Annotated in this window: 13 protein-coding genes; 7 read left to right on the forward strand and 6 right to left on the reverse strand. The window is 62.7% G+C overall.

All coding sequences use genetic code 11. The features are described 5' to 3' along the window. Window positions 1-31: 31 nt before the first annotated feature. A complete protein-coding gene (locus tag IU450_RS40860) occupies window positions 32-1,291 on the reverse strand; it encodes a cytochrome P450 (RefSeq protein WP_195148417.1) in 1,260 nt (419 codons plus the stop codon). Window positions 1,292-1,385: 94 nt separating this feature from the next. Beyond that, entirely contained in the window at window positions 1,386-2,216 is an 831-nt protein-coding gene (locus IU450_RS04340) for an LLM class flavin-dependent oxidoreductase (RefSeq protein WP_195148418.1), read from the reverse strand. A 598-nt stretch (window positions 2,217-2,814) separates the two neighbouring features. On the opposite strand from IU450_RS04340, the gene IU450_RS04345 reads away from it, so the two are divergent. From IU450_RS04345 to IU450_RS04370, 7 genes are all read left to right on the forward strand, one after another. Further along, on the forward strand, window positions 2,815-4,272 hold the full coding sequence (locus IU450_RS04345) for a class I adenylate-forming enzyme family protein (protein ID WP_195148419.1): 1,458 nt from the start codon (window positions 2,815-2,817) through the stop codon (window positions 4,270-4,272). Then, on the forward strand, window positions 4,265-5,515 hold the full coding sequence (locus IU450_RS39500; protein WP_324197524.1) for a type III PLP-dependent enzyme: 1,251 nt from the start codon (window positions 4,265-4,267) through the stop codon (window positions 5,513-5,515). Before IU450_RS04345 ends, IU450_RS39500 begins: the two co-directional genes overlap by 8 nt. Before the next feature lie 35 nt (window positions 5,516-5,550). Then, window positions 5,551-6,720, forward strand: coding sequence for an acyl-CoA dehydrogenase family protein (locus IU450_RS04350; protein WP_324197545.1), 1,170 nt, complete (start codon window positions 5,551-5,553; stop codon window positions 6,718-6,720). A gap of 41 nt (window positions 6,721-6,761) precedes the next feature. Beyond that, window positions 6,762-7,028 carry a phosphopantetheine-binding protein gene (locus IU450_RS04355; RefSeq protein ID WP_195148421.1) on the forward strand — a complete coding sequence of 89 codons (267 nt, stop codon included), beginning with the start codon at window positions 6,762-6,764 and terminating at the stop codon, window positions 7,026-7,028. A gap of 951 nt (window positions 7,029-7,979) precedes the next feature. After that, entirely contained in the window at window positions 7,980-9,197 is a 1,218-nt protein-coding gene (locus IU450_RS04360; RefSeq protein WP_195148422.1) for a condensation domain-containing protein, read from the forward strand. Then, complete coding sequence (locus tag IU450_RS04365; protein WP_267470490.1) at window positions 9,194-11,482, forward strand: peptidase domain-containing ABC transporter; 2,289 nt, start codon at window positions 9,194-9,196, stop codon at window positions 11,480-11,482. The genes IU450_RS04360 and IU450_RS04365 overlap by 4 nt, the downstream gene beginning before the upstream one ends. A gap of 186 nt (window positions 11,483-11,668) precedes the next feature. Further along, the gene (locus IU450_RS04370) at window positions 11,669-12,841 is read left to right on the forward strand and encodes a nucleotidyltransferase family protein (RefSeq protein ID WP_195148424.1); all 1,173 of its coding nucleotides are present in this window, start codon (window positions 11,669-11,671) and stop codon (window positions 12,839-12,841) included. Window positions 12,842-13,113: 272 nt separating this feature from the next. Here the strand turns inward: IU450_RS04370 and IU450_RS04375 are convergent, their stop codons facing one another. The 4 genes from IU450_RS04375 to IU450_RS04390 are packed head-to-tail and all read right to left on the reverse strand — an operon-like array spanning window position 13,114 to window position 18,883. After that, window positions 13,114-13,773 (reverse strand): hypothetical protein, encoded by a 660-nt coding sequence (locus IU450_RS04375; protein ID WP_195148425.1) that lies wholly within the window; start codon window positions 13,771-13,773, stop codon window positions 13,114-13,116. Beyond that, window positions 13,770-15,440 carry an ABC transporter family substrate-binding protein gene (locus IU450_RS04380; protein WP_195148426.1) on the reverse strand — a complete coding sequence of 557 codons (1,671 nt, stop codon included), beginning with the start codon at window positions 15,438-15,440 and terminating at the stop codon, window positions 13,770-13,772. Before IU450_RS04380 ends, IU450_RS04375 begins: the two co-directional genes overlap by 4 nt. Window positions 15,441-15,479: 39 nt before the next feature. Further along, the gene (locus tag IU450_RS04385; RefSeq protein WP_195148427.1) at window positions 15,480-17,180 is read right to left on the reverse strand and encodes an ABC transporter family substrate-binding protein; all 1,701 of its coding nucleotides are present in this window, start codon (window positions 17,178-17,180) and stop codon (window positions 15,480-15,482) included. Further along, window positions 17,177-18,883 carry an ABC transporter family substrate-binding protein gene (locus IU450_RS04390; RefSeq protein WP_195148428.1) on the reverse strand — a complete coding sequence of 569 codons (1,707 nt, stop codon included), beginning with the start codon at window positions 18,881-18,883 and terminating at the stop codon, window positions 17,177-17,179. The genes IU450_RS04385 and IU450_RS04390 overlap by 4 nt, the downstream gene beginning before the upstream one ends. Between the last annotated feature and the right edge of the window lie 7 nt (window positions 18,884-18,890).

Below are 18,890 nucleotides of genomic sequence, written 5' to 3' on the forward strand. Positions count from 1 at the left end.
TCGGCTTGCCCACAAAACTTCGCTGCCTCATTCATCGACCTCCGTCGCGCAGGTACATCTCCAGCGATGCGACGCCGCGAAGCACGAGGTTGGTGCGGAACCGGACAGGAGCAGCGCTGACGGGCTCGAGCCGGGACCAGAGCGGAAGCATCGCCGCGAAGAGAATCTGGGCCTCGAGCCGAGCAAGTGGCGCACCGAGGCAGTAGTGGATTCCGGTGGAGAAGCTGAGTGGGGGGCCCTCGTCTCGCGTGATCGAGAATCGGTCCGGATCACTGAAGCGGGTCGGATCCCTGTTCGCAGCACCTAGAAACAGCAGAACCTGTTCCCCCTTCCGGACGACCTGTCCGGAAATCTGCGCGTCCTCGAGCGCTACGCGGCCGACCAGTTGAACCGGTGCGTCCCAGCGGAGCATCTCCTCGACGGCGAGCGGAACAATACCGGGGTCGCGGTGGAGCAGTTCTACCGATTCCGGGTGGGACAGCAACGCGTGGAAGCCATTGGATACCAGGTTCGTGCTGGATTCATAGCCGGCGACGAACAAGAGCAGAAGCATCGAGATCAGTTCTGCCTGGGAGAGCTTCCCGCCCGAATCATGAACCCCGACAAGGTCACTGATCAGATCCTCCTCCGGGTGCGCCCGCTTGCTGCGGATGATGGAGGCGAAGTACTCTTCGACCGATTCAGTCGCCCGGTAGATCTCGTCCAGATTCTGCGAACGCGGTAGCGGTGTATCGAACGCCTGGATGATTCTGCGAATGTGCGGAATCACGTAGTCATGGCCATCGCGTGGGAGCCCCAACAGCTCGCTGATGACGAGCGCCGGAAGCGGTATTGCCAGATCGGACACCACATCGAACTTGTCGGTAAGGCCTCGCAACAGCTCGTCCACGATGGCTGATATTCGCGGCCGCAGATTCTCGACAACCTTGCGTGTGAATACATTCGAGACCAGTCCGCGCAACCGCGAATGCTCCGGGGGATTCAGCTCCAACATAACGGGAGCACGCTGCGCCACTCGTGGATACCGCTGTATGAATGCCTCGCGCTGTTCCGGAGTCGTGAAATCAGCGGGAGTCGTGGCGGGCGCATGTCCGAACCGCCGGTTCTTGAGGATGCCCTCACAGTCGAGAAAGCGTGTCGCCACGAGCGACCCCATCGCACTGCGGTGCAGGCCCGGCTCGGCCAAGAGCTCGGCATACGACGGGTATGGGTCCTGGCGTCCGCGCTCGGTGGACAGCAAGACAGCGAGTGCTCTATCCAGCGGGTCAAGATCAAATTCGTCAAGATTCACAACTGGTGCGATCCCATCTCGTGCAGACTGGTTCTGTCGCTGAAGGTCGGCCGCGTGTGCGACCCTGTCGGCCACCGCCGATCGACAATCTGCATCAGCACCCGGCCTCAACCATCACCGTCGCGGCGAACGACTCGAGCACGCGCCGGCCTCCGTCTGGCCAAGTGCACACCAGGTAGTCCCACCCGGACTCCTGCCAATCCGACACGCTGCGACGGACGTCGTCCAGGGGTTCGGCAACAGACAGCGTTGAGGCACGGAGGATCTCGGACGGCTTCCTGTCGGCGGCCGTTGCAAGCTCGTCGAGGCGGCGCATGTAAGGCTCCAACGAGGTGGGCGTGCCGTAGGCGTGCCATCCGTCGGCGTACCAGGCCGTCAGGGGGAGTGTGCGCCGTGGCCCCGTGCCGCCGATCCAAAGCGGTGGCCGTGGCAGCTGCACAGGTCTAGGAAGCATGCGGGCTTCGCTGAGCGACGCGCCGACACCATCGAAGGAGACCCGCGCACCGGAGAACAGCCGATTGAGAACCTCGATCGTATCCGCGAGCAACTCGAATCGCTCAGCGACGCGTGGGAAAGGTATCCCCAACGACCTGTGCTCATCGCCGTTCCAGGCGGCGCCCAGCGCCAGGTTCAAGCGACCACCCGACGCGTGGTCCACCGTTAACGCCTGCGCGGCGAGCAGTGCGGGTCGACGATAGGTGACGGCAGTTACGAGCAGACCGAGCCTGATTCGATCAGTCAGGCCGGACAACGCGGCCAACGTCGTCATTCCCTCGAATGTCGCATCTACTTGTTCCTCCGGATTCGAGGCAAGGTGATCGAATCCCCATGCGCAGTCGAACCCGAGCTCCTCGGCAAACCTGACCCGCGACACCACTTCGCTCCACGGCATGTTCTTCTGGGCGATATCGATCCCAAATCGCATTCCGTCCTCGTCTCACACAATCCACGGCCGCTGTCCGGCTCATGCCACCAGCCACATGGCGAGCGCCAACTGTCGATGTCGACTACTCGCAGGAGGGAATTAGTCAACGGGCAAATTGGCAGCGTGCATCGCAGAAGACCCCCTGGGTGATCGGGTTGGCCCCGTCCTCATCTGATCAGACCAAATCCGCGGTCCGACAGTCAACGTAGTCGCGGTCGGCCTCTCTGGTCGGGAGTCGGGGTGACACCCAAGGGTTGGTGCGCGAAGGGACGGGTCTCGGTGATCACCGTTTGTCGGATAGTGTCCTCCCACGTCGGCTGTTCAACCGCTGGTGGTCAGCAGTTGAACAGGTGACGGAGCTGTCCGGACCGGACGTTGGCCAACCGTCCACGTGGCCGCTGCCATGTTGGCTCGACCCTGTGCGACGCAGGTGGCGAGCGCGGACCGACTCCGAGATCGACCGGGCGCGCCGAAGATGTTCATGTAAGACAAACCGTTGCGCACAACAGCTCTCCAATATCGCTCTAATTCTCACTCTGTTGACACCGAGCGCTCAGCTATGTACTTTTCTGGTAGTACGGGGGAGGTCTGATAATATATGTCCCGCCAATTGGCGCCACTTTTTATTCACGAACTCGTTGCCAACGCTGCCGCACGGGATCCGGATACGGTCGCGGTCGCGGATCGGAACGGTTCATGGACTTATGCGCAGTTGAACAGCCACGCTGTGGAATACGCGACAACCATTGCTGCAGCCGGTGTGCGCCGCGGAGACCGGGTCCTGATCCGCGCCACCGCCGAGCGCTGGGTGCTCGCAGCGATTTATGCCTGCTCCCGTATCGGCGCGATGGCCGTCCCGCTCAATTCCGATCTGCGACCGACGCAATGGGAGCAGATCAGCTCGGACGCGGAACCAGCACTCGTGATGGGTGGTCCCCTTCCGACCGCCGGCCCGGCGACGGCATGCGAGTCCGCGTCGCCGGAGGACGCCGATCCCGACGCGGCCGCGCTCCTCCTGTACACCTCCGGCAGCACCGCCGCACCAAAGGCCGTGGTGTGCGCTCACCGCTCGGTACTGTTCGCGACGACTGCAATCGCCGCTCGGCTGAATTACCGGTCGGACGATGTGGTGCTGTGCCGGCTCCCGCTCTCCTTCGACTACGGCCTCTACCAAGCCTTTCTGACAGCCTTCTGCGGCGCGACGCTGGTACTGTCCGGGCCCGGCGACGACGCCGGTCTGCTCGGGGTCATGCGCCGCCACGGCGTGACTGTGGTGCCAGTGGTGCCATCGCTCGCGACGATGCTCGCGCGGCTCGCGGTACGCGGCACGGTCCCTACCATTCGCCTGTTCACCAACACGGGCCAGGAGCTGACGCCGCCACAAATCGATGCGCTGCGCCAGGCCTTTCCGTCGGCAGCCGTTCAATTGATGTACGGCACTACCGAATGCAAACGGATCACGATCGGGCAACCCGACGAAGATCTGGCCCTGCCCGGCTCGGTGGGATCGCCGCTACCCGGCACCAGCGTGCGGATCGTCGACAACGATGCTCGTCCGGTGCCGCCCGGAGTGGAGGGCCAGATCACAGTTGCCGGACCGCATTTGATGAACGGCTATTGGCGGGACGAGGAGCTCACCGCACGGATATACCGGAAAGACGCCGTCACCGGCGAGCGGGTGCTCCACACCGGTGACTACGGCCACGTCGATGAGGGCGGCAACCTGTTCTTTCACGGTCGCCGTGACGAGTTGTTCAAACACCATGGCGTACGGACGAGTGTCGCGGAGATCGAGGCGGCGGCATGTGCGGTGCCGGATGTCGATGAAGCCGCCGTGGTGCCACCGCGCGGTGATGACGAGGCGGTCCTGTTCGCGGTCACCGTTCTGGCGCCTTCTGAAGTGCTCCGTCGGCTGCGCGACCGGCTGGACCCGCTCAAAGTGCCGACGCACTGCCGGACATTGGCGCGACTTCCGCTAGGCCCGAGGGGCAAGATCGACCGGACGGCGTTGGCCGCCTTGGTCGATGGTGAGAAAGTGCGAGCCGCTCGTGATTGATCTCGTGACTGATATTGCCAGCCTGATCAGGCAGTACGGGAGCCCGCTCTATGTCTACCAACTTGATGCGGTAACACGGGCACTCGCGGATTTGCGGGCCGCCCTGCCGACGCAGTCGGTTGTCTACTACTCGCTCAAGGCAAATCCGCACGTCGCGGTTGCCCGCGAACTGCGGCGGTCCGGCTGCCGAGCGGAGATCAGCTCATCGGGTGAGCTCGCGGCCGCCCGGTGTGCCGGCTTCCGCGGCGAGGACTGTCTCTATACCGGCCCGGGCAAGACCGACTCCGAGATCGATCACGCGATCGCCGAAGGGGTGCGACGCTTCTCCGTCGAATCTGCCGGTGAACTCGACCGCATCGGTCGGGCTGCGCTGGCGCACCGCGCCGAAGTGACGGTCTTGTTGCGTGTCAACGGCAGCTCCGTGGGAGCGAGCGGGCTTCGGATGACCGGAGCCGAGTCCCAGTTCGGAGTGGACGAGGAGCAGGTGATCGCAGATCCTGAACGCTTCAGGAATGTGCCAGGAGCCCGCCTGGTGGGATTGCATCTGTTCCCTCTCAGCAACGCGCGTGACGAGAACAGCCTGATCGCAGCCTTCCGCGAGAACATCGCCCTCGCCGCGCGGTTGCGCGACCGGGCCGGGCTGCCGCTGCTCGTCGTCGACCTGGGTGGCGGATTCGCTACGCCGTACGCGCGGCCAGGGGATCGGCCGGTGTATCCCGGTCTGCGCAAAGCTTTGGATGCCGCGCTGGACGAAGGTCTGCCCGGATGGCGCCATCAGGACGTCGAAATAGCCTTCGAATCCGGCCGGTACCTGGTCGGCGACAGTGGTCGTTTGATCACAACCGTCCAGGAGGTCAAGACGAGCGGAAACAGCACATTTGTGGTGCTGGACTCCGGGATCAACCACCTCGGCGGGATGACCGGGCTGGGCAGACTTGCTCGGCCGTCGGCCACCCCGGACCATACCGGCGGTGACACCGCGACAGTGACGCTGGTCGGGCCGCTATGCACCCCCGCCGATGTACTCGGTCGCAATGTGGAGGTGTCCGCCCTGGTTCCGGGCGATTTGCTGGTGGTGCCCAACGTGGGCGCGTACGGGTTGAGTGCAAGCCTGGTGGCATTCCTGGGACGGCCGACACCCGCGGAGGTCGTGCTGGCGCACGACAAGGTTGTGGAAGTGAGGCGGATGCGCCTGACGTACGAAAGCTTTCCGGTGGAGAAATCGGCAGAGGAGGCGTCGTGACGAAAGCCGCTGCGCTCGCCGCCGAGCTGGTTCCGGTGCTGGCTCGGCACTCGGCGAAGGCCGACGCCGACGCCGAATTCCCCCGAGACAGTGTCGAGGCGCTCCGCAAGGCGGGCCTTTTCGGCCTGCTGGTCCCGACCGAGTACGGCGGAATGGGTGGTGACCTCGGCGACATGGTCGAGGCGGCGACCCTGCTGGCGGGCGGTTGTCTGTCCACCGCCATGATCTGGGCGATGCACTGCCAGCAGGTCGACGCCGTTGTCCGCCACGCAGGCGGCGCGCTGCGGGCGGTTCTCCTTCCCCGCATCGCCGTAGACGGGTACTACCTCGCCTCGGTGACCACCGAACCCGGCAAGGGGGCACACCTGCTGACCGCAAGTTCCGCACTTGTCAGCGAGGACCAGCAGCTGTTGGTGCGGCGCGATGCGCCGGTGGTGACCGGCGGTGAGTTCGCCGACGGATTCTTGGTCACCATGCGCGCGGGCGCCGACGAACCACCCAACCGGGTCAGTCTCGTATATCTGGACCGCAGCCAGGTCGAGGCTCGAACGGTGCGTGACTGGAACGCGATGGGCATGCGCGGCACACGTAGCGTTGCAATGGCGCTCTCTGGCACCGCCTCCGCCGATCAGTTGATCGGAGCCGCGGGCGGGTTCCGAGCGGTGGCTGTGGACAGCATGATCCCGGCCGGCCATCTCGCCTGGTCGGCGTGCTGGCTGGGGGCGGCTCGGGCAGCGCTGGACTCCTTGGCTTCGCTCATCAGATCCTCGGACCGTCCGGCGAGCATCAATATCGACAGCGATCTCGTTCGGCACCGACTCGCCCGCACCCGTGTCGAACTCGAGCTTTGCGGTGCCTATCTACTGCACATTCGGAACGAGGTGATGAATCGAAGGCGCGTCGAGCGCGGAATGGATGAGTTTGCCTTTCAGATAAAACTCGACACGCTCAAAGTTGCCTGCTCGGAGTTGACGTTCTCGGCGGTAGACCGCTTGGTCCAGCTCGGTGGCGCAATGACCGGCTATCAGCGCGATGCACCGGTGCCGCTGGAGCGGCATTTCCGCGACCTGCGGTCGGCCAGTCTCAACTACTCCAACGACCGTCTACTTACCGCCATCGGCACCCTGACCTTGCTGGACGGAGCCGGCTCCCTCTCTGACGGTGCCGAACCGGGCACATGCCTATGTCACGGGGAGGGCGCGTGACCCCGGCGGCCGATCCAACTACCGGTAACAAAGGAGTTCATATGAGTCGGCAGCTATGGGCCGAACCGTTCGAGATGATTTTGCGCACCTATCTACCTTTCCTGTCGGTGGACGAAAAGGTGACTCCGGATATGAACCTCGCTGATCAGGGCCTTGACTCGATGGCCACCGTGAGGCTACTGCTCCATCTCGAAGAAACTTTCGATGTGATGGTGCCCGACCATCTGCTCTCCGTGAACACCTTCGCTACGCCTGCCGGGCTCTGGGCGGTCATTGATGGTCTCCGAGATGGAGATGCAGTCCAGTGACGCGTCGCAGCGGCCTGACCCAGTGACACGCTCGGTGTCGCCTGAAGCAAACCGTAAGGCATGATCCGGCCTGCCCAGACGGACTGCCCAGTGGGCTGGGAGAAATGGGCCTCCGATGTCTGGTGACCAGGGCCGGCCACCGCCCAGCCGGCTTTCCTGAATCAAGGCAAACGCCGAAATAACCCGGTGTTTCGCTGTTTCCCAGCGCCCCGGCGCGATGATTCCGGTCAATCTGGTCCTGCTCTACCGCGAACACGGACGAGCACCTGATAGCGACACACCTTTATCCCGAAAAATCAAGGAGGGCCGTGGCTGTCATCGGAAGCGATCGGGCTGTGGCATTTGACGGCGCTTCGCGATTTATGTCTGAATATCGTCAGAGCGATGTCCGGTCCGGACAGTTGTTTCACGCCGTTGTCCTTCGGTTATCCCGCTTCGGGGCGGCAACTAGATTGCCATCTATTCGGTGCGTGCCTAAAGTCGGACTCGAGGGGTAGCTCGTAAGAATCCCTTGTCCGCTCAGTGGTCGATCGGAGGTTGGCTATCGGCATGGATCGTGCTGCTGGCCCGCTGGATTCGCTTTTATGGCGGCTGCGCTCAATATACAGTTGATACTGAGATGAAACGAGTGTCTGCTTTCGATTCGAAATCGCTCGGGCGGCGAGGTGGAATTCCGCAGCGTCGCCTAAGGCAGGTTTTCGGAACGTCCGCCGGGCGTGACGAAAGGGCCCTTTCCTACAACAGCATCGGAAGGAGGTGAAACATTATGCAGATCGACTTCAAGAAAGTGAGCATCGAGACCATCGATGATCTCGACCTCGACGACATCGTCGGGGGCGTGGTACGACCTTGCGTCGGCATCTAGTGCCGTCCGCCAGGGGCCTCAGACATATGTCTGAGGCCCCTCGCGCTCCGTTCGGCCGCCTAATATTCGTCGACTCGAGGTCATGTATGAAATTTCCCGTTCTCGCTGGTCAGGCAGACTTGTTATCGTGGCAGGAGATTGCGGAGCATTCCAGCACCCCCTTCGGATTCACGATGACGTTCCCGGCTCAGGTGCGGCCGGAGCATATTGTCGTAGGAATACAAGCAGTTGTCCGTGGATTCTCGGCACTGCGGCTGCGATTCTCGGGGTCGGCGTCGCATGGGTATCTCCAAGAGGTCGAGCCTTTCGACCGACATGAGCTGGCGGTTGAATTCCATGATGTTTCGGATGCTACCGCCGATAAGCAATCGCGCTACGCCCGTAGCATTCTTTACCGAGATGCCGTCGAGTGGGATTGGGCCCGTCGCGGCGTCTATCGATTCGTGGTTGTGAAAGCTTCGGAACGCAAATATCAGCTGGTGATTTCGTTGCAGCATATCGCCATCGACCGGACCTCGATCGTGCTGGTGCTGAACGCTCTCCGATCGACTGTGCTCACTGCCGCACAAGGCGACGATCCAGTCATGCCCCGCGATCGATACGAATCCGCCGTCGGTGAGGTGCTTCTGACGCCTGCGGCCGAAAGGGCAGCAAGGCGTCACTGGGAACGAGAACTAGATCTGCCCGCTGAGGCATTCAGCGGGTGCCTGGATCTTCCTCCGGCACGCCCGCGAACCCACAAGGCAATCCTTGCCGGTGAGACATATGCCGAGCTCAAGCGCACGACCGCAGCAGGGGCATGGGGTGCATCGGTGATGTTTCTCGATCGGCTGATTTCCGTGTGGCGGAGGCACCAGCCCCGGACAACTTTGATCGATGTCGTCTGCACGAGCCGTTCGGGGAGCCTGACACACCAAGTCGGGATGTTTTCGGCGATTCGTCCAATTATAGTCGACTTCGGCGGACAGTCCTGGCGAAACAGAATAGCAGGTCAGCTGATTCGTACGGCTGCGCACCAGCAGATCGACAGCCGGGAACTGCGCAACCTCGAGCTACGACAAGGCATACCGCGGCGTCCCTTTCCGGTGTTCAACTACATCGATGCCTCCAGGCCCAGCAGCCGGAGCAGACAAGCCGACGTCGTGCCCACGGAGAGATTCAATCCGCCGTATGCACTGGCCAGGCCGATGTCTCTCGACGTCAGCGACACAGGTGAGGCTTTCAATATCACTTTGCAGACGAACTCCGCTAAATTCTCCGTGGAAGAGTCTGCGTACCTTTTCAGCCAATTGGCGGGACAATGACACGGGACATACTCGCGGAGAAGGATGAAAAACGTCCGGGTCGACCCCGGTTTCGCAAGCCTTCCCTCGACCGGTACGGCCGCTCGAGCCTTTTCGGAGCCGTAGCGTTCCGCGCCGGCCGCGATCCGAATAGGCTAGGTCTCGTCCTCCGGGCTGTCGAGTCCGATAGTGTGCCCTTCTACCCACAAATGACGGCAGCGGACTGCGGCCCGGCATGTCTGCGGATGGTCCTTGCCAGCCGTGGCGTCCACGTACCTGCTCAGCAGCTTCGAGAGGAAGCGGGCAGCGGCCGAAACGGGGTGTCTGCATCGAGGTTGCTGGAGCTCGGTCGGCGGCACGGGCTGGATGGCCGCGGAGTGCGCACCAACCTGGCCGGGCTCGCGCATCTGGCACCCGGTTCTATCCTGTTCTGGCGCTTCAACCATTTTGTCGTTCTGGTGAAAGCTACCCGGTCTCGAGTTGTGATCATCGATCCGGCCGTTGGGCGTCGAGGTATCAGCTGGAGTGAGGCCGACACCGATTTCACCGGGTTGGCTTTGGAGTTCACAAGCCAGCCCACCACCGACCGACCTGATACCCACGAAGCGGGTGAAAACAGTAGCATCGCCGTAGCGAAAGCATTCCTGCCTCGAACTCTCAAGTGGCTGGCCGCCCTGATCGTATCCGCCTTGCTCCTTGTTTACGCGCTGACCTTTCCATTTGTTCTGGCACACATAATCACCGCTGGTGCGGATGCGGTGCATGGCCCTTCAGCTCAGCTGCGATGGGCTGCCGTGCTGATTTGCGCGGTTATTTCTTTCGGAATATTGCACTTCACACGCTCGCGGTTGATCGTCTCGATACAAAGCCTTCTCGAGGAGCGTGCGGCACACCAACTCATGGGACGTCTCAGCCGACTCCCGCTGGACTTCTTTCACGCACGACACCCGGGCGACCTGGCCCAGCGGGTCCGGTCCACTGCACGACTCAGGCAGATCGTGTCGGTTACCACGGTCGGCGCTGTGCTCGACGCACTACTGGTCATCGGGTACGTGCTGATCATCGGCTACAGAGAATTCTGGTTGTCCCTCGCGATAATCATCTGCATCGTCGGCTTCGTGCTCGTGACGGCACTGTCGTGGCAGCGACACCGGCAGCTGTCCTCGGATCTGCTCGAGGCTCGCACCAAGTCGTCCAACGAGCTTCACGAGATCCTCACCAACATGACGACCGTAAAATCCTTGGGTGCCGAGACCATCGTGCATGCTCGATGGCTGAATTCGTTCGCGAACGAACTGACATCCGGGACGAGGCAGCGACGGCATGCGGGAACGGTCTCGTCATTCATGGCGACCCTGCAGTTTGCTGCGCCTCTGTTGGTCTTGCTCATAGGTGTGTCCGCTAGCGTACGTAGCGGTGCGAGTTTGTCCGCTGCGGTCTCGTTGGGGGCCCTGAGTTCAGGGTTGTTCGCCTCGCTGTCGAATCTGTCTCTGGCATCGGCTGCACTCGTGGAATTGCTGCCCGACCTGTATCGGATCGATGACGTGCTGACGAGCCCTGTCGAGCGGCGCGGCGTACGGGCCATGGCGCAGGACGATCGGCCGCCGTGCATCCGGTTGGAAAGCGTCTCGTTCGCCTATGACGGCGCGACCACGGCATCGGTCCGTGAGGCGACGGCTGAGATTTCGTCCGGGCGGCTACTGGCGATCATCGGACCATCGGGATCCGGGAAATCTACGTTGGGAATGCTCATCAGCGGTCTGCTGAGTCCGACATCGGGGCGGATATTGATCGATGGGGTCGATCTGGCCGAAATCGACCCGACCGAGTATCGCAGACACATCGGATATGTCGACCAGAACAGTTCCTTGATGTCGGGGAGCATTCTGGACAATATCAGGTTCAGCTGCCCGGACGCTTCGCTCGATGATGTCCGCGCTGCGGCACGTCTCGCGGAGATCGATGATTTTATTTGTACCTTGCCGATGAAATATGAGACTCTACTCGGCGCCGGTGGCGCCGGAGTGTCCGGCGGTCAGCGGCAGCGCATGGCTTTGGCGAGAGCACTGGTGAAGAAACCTTCTCTACTGATTCTGGACGAATCCACCAGTGCCGTCGATCCCGACACCGAGAGCGCGATCCTCCGCAATATTCAGGGTCTCGGAATCACGACGATAGTTCTCGGTCACCGGGCAGCGCTGACAGTCGGCGCAGCCAGAATCCTGAGGTTGACGGACGGCGTCGGCGAATTGATGGATCTTCCCGGGAATCATTTGCCAGAGCAATGCACGTCGCATCGGCCGTAACGGAGGTGGCGACGCGATGAGGAGCCTGAACCCGGTCGCCGAGTGGCGTGGAATGCGCGTTGAGACCCCCGGAAGGCGCGCTGTATCTGCGCCGATTCGTCCGCACGGTGCCGTACGCGAAGAGGCCTGTTTCCGGCGACGAAGTGCGCCGGCCGCAGATTGTCAATATCTGAAAGGTTGTATCCGATGAGTGTGCTCTCTGGCGATCTCGCCGATGATGTCGAATGGCGGATGTTGAAGCGGTTGTGTGTCATGACTATCTCTCGCAGCCCGGAAGGATGGATAGAGGAATGGCTCTCTCCGCTTGCTTCAGGACAAGCCGACAGCATGACCCTTGTAAATATGGCCGTGCGACAGAAGCTGGCCGGTACTCTCGCCACGGTGATTGACTCAACGAAATCAAAAGATGTTTTCGACCCTATGGTGCGCGAATTCCTCAGGACAAATCTGAACGCCAACCGTGTTCGGAACCGCGTACTGACTTCAGAAGCATTGCGGATTGCCGGCCGGATGCAGGAGCAAGGCTTTCCGGCCTTGGCGACAAAAGGCGCCGTGCTGCAATATCTAGTGTATAATGGCGACGGGTCGCGTCGGCTGTCGGATATCGACTTCATGATCCACCCCGACCGCAGGCGGGAAGCCGCTTCGGTATTGGGAGATCTCGGATTCGAGTTCGGGACCTATGACCGATCCAATCATAGGATCAACCCGATCAGAAGAGAAGACGAGTTGCTCTATCGGATGTATCCCGATCATTTGCCTCATGCGCTGAAACTGAGGCATGACCCCTTGGTGTCCTATGTCCTGGTTGATTTCGCGTTCAGTCTGACCTGGTTTCAGGCTCCGTGGCAGATCGATATGGATCGCGCACTGGATAATCCGATCTCGGTCCATCCGGAAGAAGATTTTCCCTGTGCTCAACCCTTTTCCGGTCCTATTCGTTCACTCTCCGTCCCTTTCCTCTGGTTGTTTACCGTTCTTCACCTGTTCAGGGAGACATGGATCGAACGAGACGCCCTGCAAGGGGGGTCTACACTTGCGCAGTATCGAGATATCATTCAGCTGTGGAACATTATGAGTCCCGAGACCAAGTCCGAGGCTCGCCTCATAATCGCGGACAATAGAACGGTGTTTCCCGTCAGATGGATTTGTGAACACGCTGATAGGATTTTCGGAACATCGATCTGCGATGAACTGGGCATCGGTGATCCACTGCCCGAGCATCTTCTCGAAACCGGCCTGGGCCCGAGCGGCACAGTCCTGACCTGGCCCGGTACTTTGGAGCAGCGGTTATTCTCGGGCCGCGCGCCAAAATTTGTCCCCAGCGGAGAAATTCGTCTTGAAGATCTCGCATGGTAATCCTGAAGGCGACCTGCCAGAGGCCCGGCACCGACTTGTCCTTTCGATTTGCTCATCGGTGACGTGTGCGGGACTGCGCGCCGCCGCGATGGGTTGAGCATTCTCGGCGACGGCGAACTCCGCTCGGCAATCCGATCCGCAATCGTCGGACCGCCGGACCGCGGCACAGCCATCATCCGGACGCGGACCGACCCCCCGCGCGCCGGTCAGCTCGGCCCCAAGCGCGCCCATCGTTGTCATACAGCGAAACGAGTCGTATGTGAGTGGGACCCTCAGGTCGGGTCGGAGCCCTGGATGGCGGAGAGCCAGATCGCCGTGGCGGCGGCGACGGTAGCGGCGGCGAGGAAAGCGGGCAGGCCGCCGTCATCGATGTAGACCCACAAGAGGGCGGCTATGGGCGCGGCGACGGTGGATTGGGCGTCGAGCAGGAGGCGGCGGCGCAGGCGCATGGCCCTCGCGGTGTGGGCGGCGGCCTCGAGGTCGGGGCGGCTGGGGTTGTCGATCAGGCGGCCGGGAGGTTCGACGTCGCGGATCCGTCCGGAGGGGTAGAGGCGTTGTTCGCCGAGGTGAATCGTGCGGCCGGTGAGCTTCGCCTCGGCTTCGGTGAGGGTGGCCAGCGCCGGGTCGAAGTAGACGGGAAGCCAGTGCGGACGCTCCGTTCCTTCGATCTGTATCCACGACCGGCTGATCAGGCGGTGCTGTTGCCGTACGCGTGTGACTCGTACGGTCTGCGGTGAGCCGGAGCGCCGGAACGGCAGCAGGCCGAATGCGAGGCCGAGTCGGTATCCCGTGTAGCAGATGATGCCGACCATGACGGCCGCGATCCCCGCCACCTGATCCAGAGTGCCGAACGGCGCCCACGCGACACAGATCGCGAGGGCGCCGATCGTCACGATGAGGGGATAGGCCAGCGGGCCCGATCCGACTCTCACTTCAGGAAGCCGACCTTGGTGTAGTCCCGCGAGGCGAGGCCGAACGCACCATAGTTCGCCAGGTCGGTGCGGGCGGCATAGGTGCCCGCCGCCTGGTGCAACGGGATGGAGTAGCCCTCTTCGAAGATCATTCGATCGCATTGGTTGGCCAGCTGAATGGCCTTGTCCGGGTCCAGTTCCGAGAGGGTCTGATCGATCAGCGCGTTGAGTTCCGGGGTGCCGATCCGCGCCTTGTTGCCCTGCAGGTTGTCGGGATCGTAGTAGTAGATCTGCCGCAACGCGCCGAGCGGAAGGACGCTACCGCCCCAACTGAACTGGGCCAGATCGAAATTGCCCGGGTCGATGACGTTGGTGAACAGTCCGGTGCCGGGCACCGTCTGAATGTTCAGCTTCACCCCGACCCGCGCGAGGTTCTGCTGCACGATCTGCGCGGTCTGCACCCACTGATCTTGCTGGTACATCACGTCACGGAGTTCCAGCTTGCGGCCGTCCTTCTCGCGGACATCGCCGTTGAGTTTCCAGCCGAGCGCGTCCAGCATTCGAGCCGCCTCGTCGGGGTCGTAGGCGATGGGCGCCGCATTGTCCTGGTAGCCCTTCTGTCCCGCGACGAAGACATGATTGTTCAGTGGCTTGGGCTCGTCGACGACGCCGTTCTGCGAGGCGGTGACCACTCCCTGCCGGTCGATCGCCTTGGAGATGGCGATCCGCAGCTGCGGATCGGCGAGCAGCGAACCGGGTGCACCGTTGAACGTGATGTGGGACCAGGTCGGCTCCGGCGTGCGCCGGATGACCACGTCCTTGGCATTGCGCGCCGCGCTCACGTTCTCGATGCCGGACATGTAGGCGATATCGAGCTCGTTGTTCTGGATCGCCGGCAGCCAGGCCGAGTGATCCAGCACGCTGAAGGTGACGGAATCCAGCTTCGGCGTATCACCCCACCACCGCGGATTGCGCCCCAGCACGATGCGATTCTGGCTGCGATCGATGGAGGTGACCGCGAAGGGGCCCGCGCTGAGTGGCAGCCCGTTCTTGGCCGCGTTGGTGAAGGTGTCGGGGGTCGCGGTGACCGACTTCGGGTACAGCGGGTTGAACAGTCCCTGCCATTCGCCGTACGGCTGGTCGAAGGTCACCACGGCCTGCCGGTCGTCGGCGCCGCGCTCGACCTTGCCGACCCGTTCGAAACCGGCGGTGCCCGAGACGAGGAACGCGTTGTCCTTGCCACTGAGGGCGTTCGCCTGAGACCGCAGATCTTCCCAGGTGATCGGCGAGCCATCGGACCATACGGCCTTCGGATTGATGGTGTACTCCACCCGCTGCGGGTTGGTTCCGGTCAGCTTGATATCGGTGAAGAAATCGTGGTCGACGCTCAGCTGCCCGGCCGCATCGCTGACGAAGGCGGTGGGCATTGTCGCTTCGACTATGTAGAAGACGGTCTGTGTTCCGCCGTCCACATGCAGATAGTTGAAGCTCTCCGGAAAGTTGGACAGTGCCAGCCGCAGGTTGCCGCCGTCGCGCAATTCGCTCGGGTCCCTCGGATTGATGTCGTTGGTGCTGCCGATCGTGCTGGTGCCGGGCGCGGCGTCGTTGGCGCCGCCGCATCCCGTGAGCGTCAGCCCCACGACGACCAGCGACAAGGCCAGCCGGGCACACGCAGAGGTAATCCGCATGGTGATCCTTCCTGCTCGTTGCGTCCTACCGACCGGGCCTCACTTCACGAAGCCCACCCGGAGGTAGTTCGGGAACGCCAGCCCGAAAGCGCCGAAGTTGGCCAGTTCCGCACGGACGGCCACATTGCCGGACGACTGCGCGACGGGCACCGAATGACCCAGTTCGAAGATCATCCGGTCGGCCTTGTTCGCCAGCTCGATCGCCCGCTGGGGGTCGAGCTCGGAGATGGTCTGCTCGATCAGCTCGTTCAGCTCGGGCGAGCCGATTCGCCCTTTGTTGCTGAGCGTGTTCGCCGGATCGTAGGCGTAGATCTGGGGCAGCGCGCCGAGCGGGAAGATACTCCTCTGCCAGCTGAACTGGGCGATGTCGAAGTTGCCCGGGTCGATGACATCAGTGAACAGGCCATTGCCGGGGTAGGTCTCGATCACCAGTTTCACTCCGATCCGCGCCAGGTTCTGCTGCATGATCTGAGCCATCTGCACCCAGGTGTCCTGTTGGAACATCACATCCCGGATCACCAGCTGACGTCCGTCCTTCTCGCGGACCTCGCCATTGAGCTTCCAGCCGAGTTCGTCCAGCATGCGGGCGGCCTCGTCCGGGTTGTAGGCGATCACCGCGGAGTTGTCCTGGTAGCCCTTCTGTCCGTCGAGGTAGATGTGGTTGTTGAGCGGCCGGGGATTCTCCACGATCCCGTTCTGCAGCGCGGTGACGATGCCCTGGCGATCGATGCCCTTCGCGATCGCGACGCGCAGGCGCGGATCCGCGAGAATCGACCCTGGCGCGCCGTTGAACGTGATGTGCGAGTTGTACGGACGCGAGGCGCGACGCACGATGATGCCCGGTGAGTTGGTCGCGGCTTTGACCTCCTCGATGCCCGAGACATCAATGGCGTCGAGTTCGTTGTTCTGCAGAGCGTTGAGGCGGGCCGCATAATCGAGCACGCTGTAGGTGACGGTTTCGAGCTTCGGTGTGTCGCCCCACCATTTCGGGTTGCGGCTGAGGACGATTCGCTGCTGCGCCCGGTCGACAGAGGTGATCATGAACGGTCCGGCGGACTTGGCGAGACCGCTGCGGTCACGCTCGTTGAACGCCTGCGGCGTCTCGGTCGACTCCTTCGGATACAGCTGGCTGAACAGGCCGCGCCACTCGGCGTAATGCTGCGCGAAAGTGGCGACCGCTTGCCGGTCGTCGGCGCCGCGCTCGACCTTGGCCAGGCGGCTGTAGCCTTGCGTCGCGGCGACTCGGTACTCGGTATTCCGGCCGCTCAGCGCCTCTGCTTGGGACCGCAGGTCTTCCCAGGTGATCGGGGTGCCGTCCGACCAGACCGCTTTCGGGTTGATGGTGTAGACCACTCGCTGCGGGTCGGTCTCGGTCAGCTGGATGTCGGTGAAGAAGTTGTGGTCGATCGACAGCTCGCCGGCGGCGTCGGCGGTGATCGGTCCCGGCAATGTCCAATCGACCACCTCGTTGAGGTCGCCGTCGGAGTCCACGTGATGTGAATTGAACGTCGCGGGGAAACCCGTGATGGCGAGGCGCAGGTTTCCGCCGTCGCGCAATTCGCTCGGGTCTCGTGGATTGATGTCGTTGGTGGAGCCGATCGCGCTGGATCCCGACTTCACCTCGCTGCCGCCCGAGCCACAACCGACCAGCAGCGCGAGCGCCGTGCCCACGGTGAGAGCCCGAACTAACACGGTGCGTGCCCGCCTCCGGCGGTTGCGGGTCGGCTGTGCTGGTCTCATTTCACGAATCCGATCTTGGTGTAGTCGTAGGACGCCAGGCCGGGCGAGCCGATATTGGCGAGGTCCGTGCGGGCGCCGAAACTGCCGTCGGACTGGGTCAGCGGCAGGGAATGTCCTTCCTCGAACACCTTTCGGTCGACCTCGTTGGCCAATTCGATCGCCTTCTTCGGATCGAGTTCGGTCAGGGTGCGCTCGATCAGGGCATTGAGTTCGGGCGAACCGATGCGGCCGAAGTTGCCTTGCAGGTCGTTCGGGTCGTAGTAGTAGATCTGCCGGATATCGCTCATCGCGAAGGCGTCTCCGGAGAAGATGAACTGCGCGGCGTCGAAATCACCTGGGATGATGACGTCGGTGAAATAGCCCGCACCGGGTTTGGTATCGATGGTCAGCTGCACGCCGATCCGAGCGAGGTTCTGCTGAATGATCTGCGCGATCTGGATCCACAGCGGGTCGTTGTACATGACGTCGCGGATGGCCAGCTTGCGACCGTCCTTTTCCCGGACGTCGCCGTTGAGCTTCCAGCCCAGCGCGTCGAGTTCCCGTGCCGCTTGGTCGGGATCGTATGCCACCGGCGCCGAATTGTCCTGGTAGCCCTCTTGCCCCTGGAGGAAGATGTGGTTGTTCAACGGCTTCGGGTTCTCGACCAGACCGTTCTGGGTCGCGGTCGCGATGCCCTGCCGGTCGATGGCCTTCGCGATCGCGACGCGCAGTCGGGGATCAGCGAGAATGGAACCGGGCGCGCCGTTGAAGGTGATGTGCCGCCAGCGGTTGCCCGGCGCACGGCGAATCACCAGCCCGTCGGTATTGCGGACCGTCTTCACCTCGTCGATCGAGGCCAGCCGGGCGAGGTCGAGCTCATTGTTCTGCAGGGCGCCCACCCAAGCCGCGTGATCGAGCACGCTGTAGGTGATGGTGTCCAATTTCGGCGTCTCGCCCCACCATTTCGGGTTACGGCTCAGCACGATGCGGCCCTGGGTGCGGTCGGTGGATTGCACAACGAACGGGCCGGCACTGGGGCCGAGCCGGTCCACCAGGCCCTTGTTGAACGACTCGGGATCCGCCGTCACGGACTTCGGGAAAAGGGCGGTGTCGCCGGCGAACTGGCCGCGCCATTCACCGAAGGGATGGTTGAAGGTGAGTACGGCCTGCCGGTCGTCCACGCCGCGCTCGACCTTTTCGACGAACTCGAAGCCGTTGGTGATCGCGATCAAGAAGCGCTTGTCGCGACCGCTGAGCGCGTGTGCTTGCGCGGCGATGTCCTCCCAGGTGATGGGATTGCCATCGGACCAGACCGCTTTCGGGTTGATGGTGTAGGTGACCTGTTGCGGATTGGTGCCGGTCAGCGCTACATCGGTGAAGAAGTCCTTGTCGACGGAGAGGTTGCCCGCCGCGTCGACGTCGAACGCGCGGGGCATGAGCGGGCGCTCGATGTCGCCGATCTCGCCGTCGTTGCCGTCGGTGGACAGAGTGTTCCAGTTCGCCGGGAAGCTGGTGACCGCCAGGCGTAGGTTGCCGCCCTCGCGTACCTCGTCGCGGTTCTTGGGATTGATGTCGCTGGTGGTGCCGAGCGCGTCGGACAGGCCGGTCGCCGACTCGCCGTCGTTCGCCCCGCACCCGGCGACCACCAGTCCGAGGGCGACGACGGGGACCGCCCAGCGCGCCGAGCGTCGCCGGATGCAGCCTCGGGTGGACCGGATTCGCATCGTGCTC

It is taken from the genome of Nocardia abscessus (genome assembly GCF_015477775.1).
Lineage (GTDB): Bacteria > Actinomycetota > Actinomycetes > Mycobacteriales > Mycobacteriaceae > Nocardia > Nocardia abscessus_A.

Bases quoted from the DNA above. Each gene is read 5' to 3' on its own strand.
- IU450_RS04385 (WP_195148427.1), bottom strand. From the start codon at position 17,180: ATGAGACCAGCACAGCCGACCCGCAACCGCCGGAGGCGGGCACGCACC.
- IU450_RS04345 (WP_195148419.1), top strand. From the start codon at position 2,815: ATGTCCCGCCAATTGGCGCCACTTTTTATTCACGAACTCGTTGCCAAC.
- IU450_RS04390 (WP_195148428.1), bottom strand. From the start codon at position 18,883: ATGCGAATCCGGTCCACCCGAGGCTGCATCCGGCGACGCTCGGCGCGC.
- IU450_RS04340 (WP_195148418.1), bottom strand. From the start codon at position 2,216: ATGCGATTTGGGATCGATATCGCCCAGAAGAACATGCCGTGGAGCGAA.
- IU450_RS04365 (WP_267470490.1), top strand. From the start codon at position 9,194: ATGACACGGGACATACTCGCGGAGAAGGATGAAAAACGTCCGGGTCGA.
- IU450_RS04370 (WP_195148424.1), top strand. From the start codon at position 11,669: ATGAGTGTGCTCTCTGGCGATCTCGCCGATGATGTCGAATGGCGGATG.
- IU450_RS04355 (WP_195148421.1), top strand. From the start codon at position 6,762: ATGAGTCGGCAGCTATGGGCCGAACCGTTCGAGATGATTTTGCGCACC.
- IU450_RS04360 (WP_195148422.1), top strand. From the start codon at position 7,980: ATGAAATTTCCCGTTCTCGCTGGTCAGGCAGACTTGTTATCGTGGCAG.
- IU450_RS04380 (WP_195148426.1), bottom strand. From the start codon at position 15,440: ATGCGGATTACCTCTGCGTGTGCCCGGCTGGCCTTGTCGCTGGTCGTC.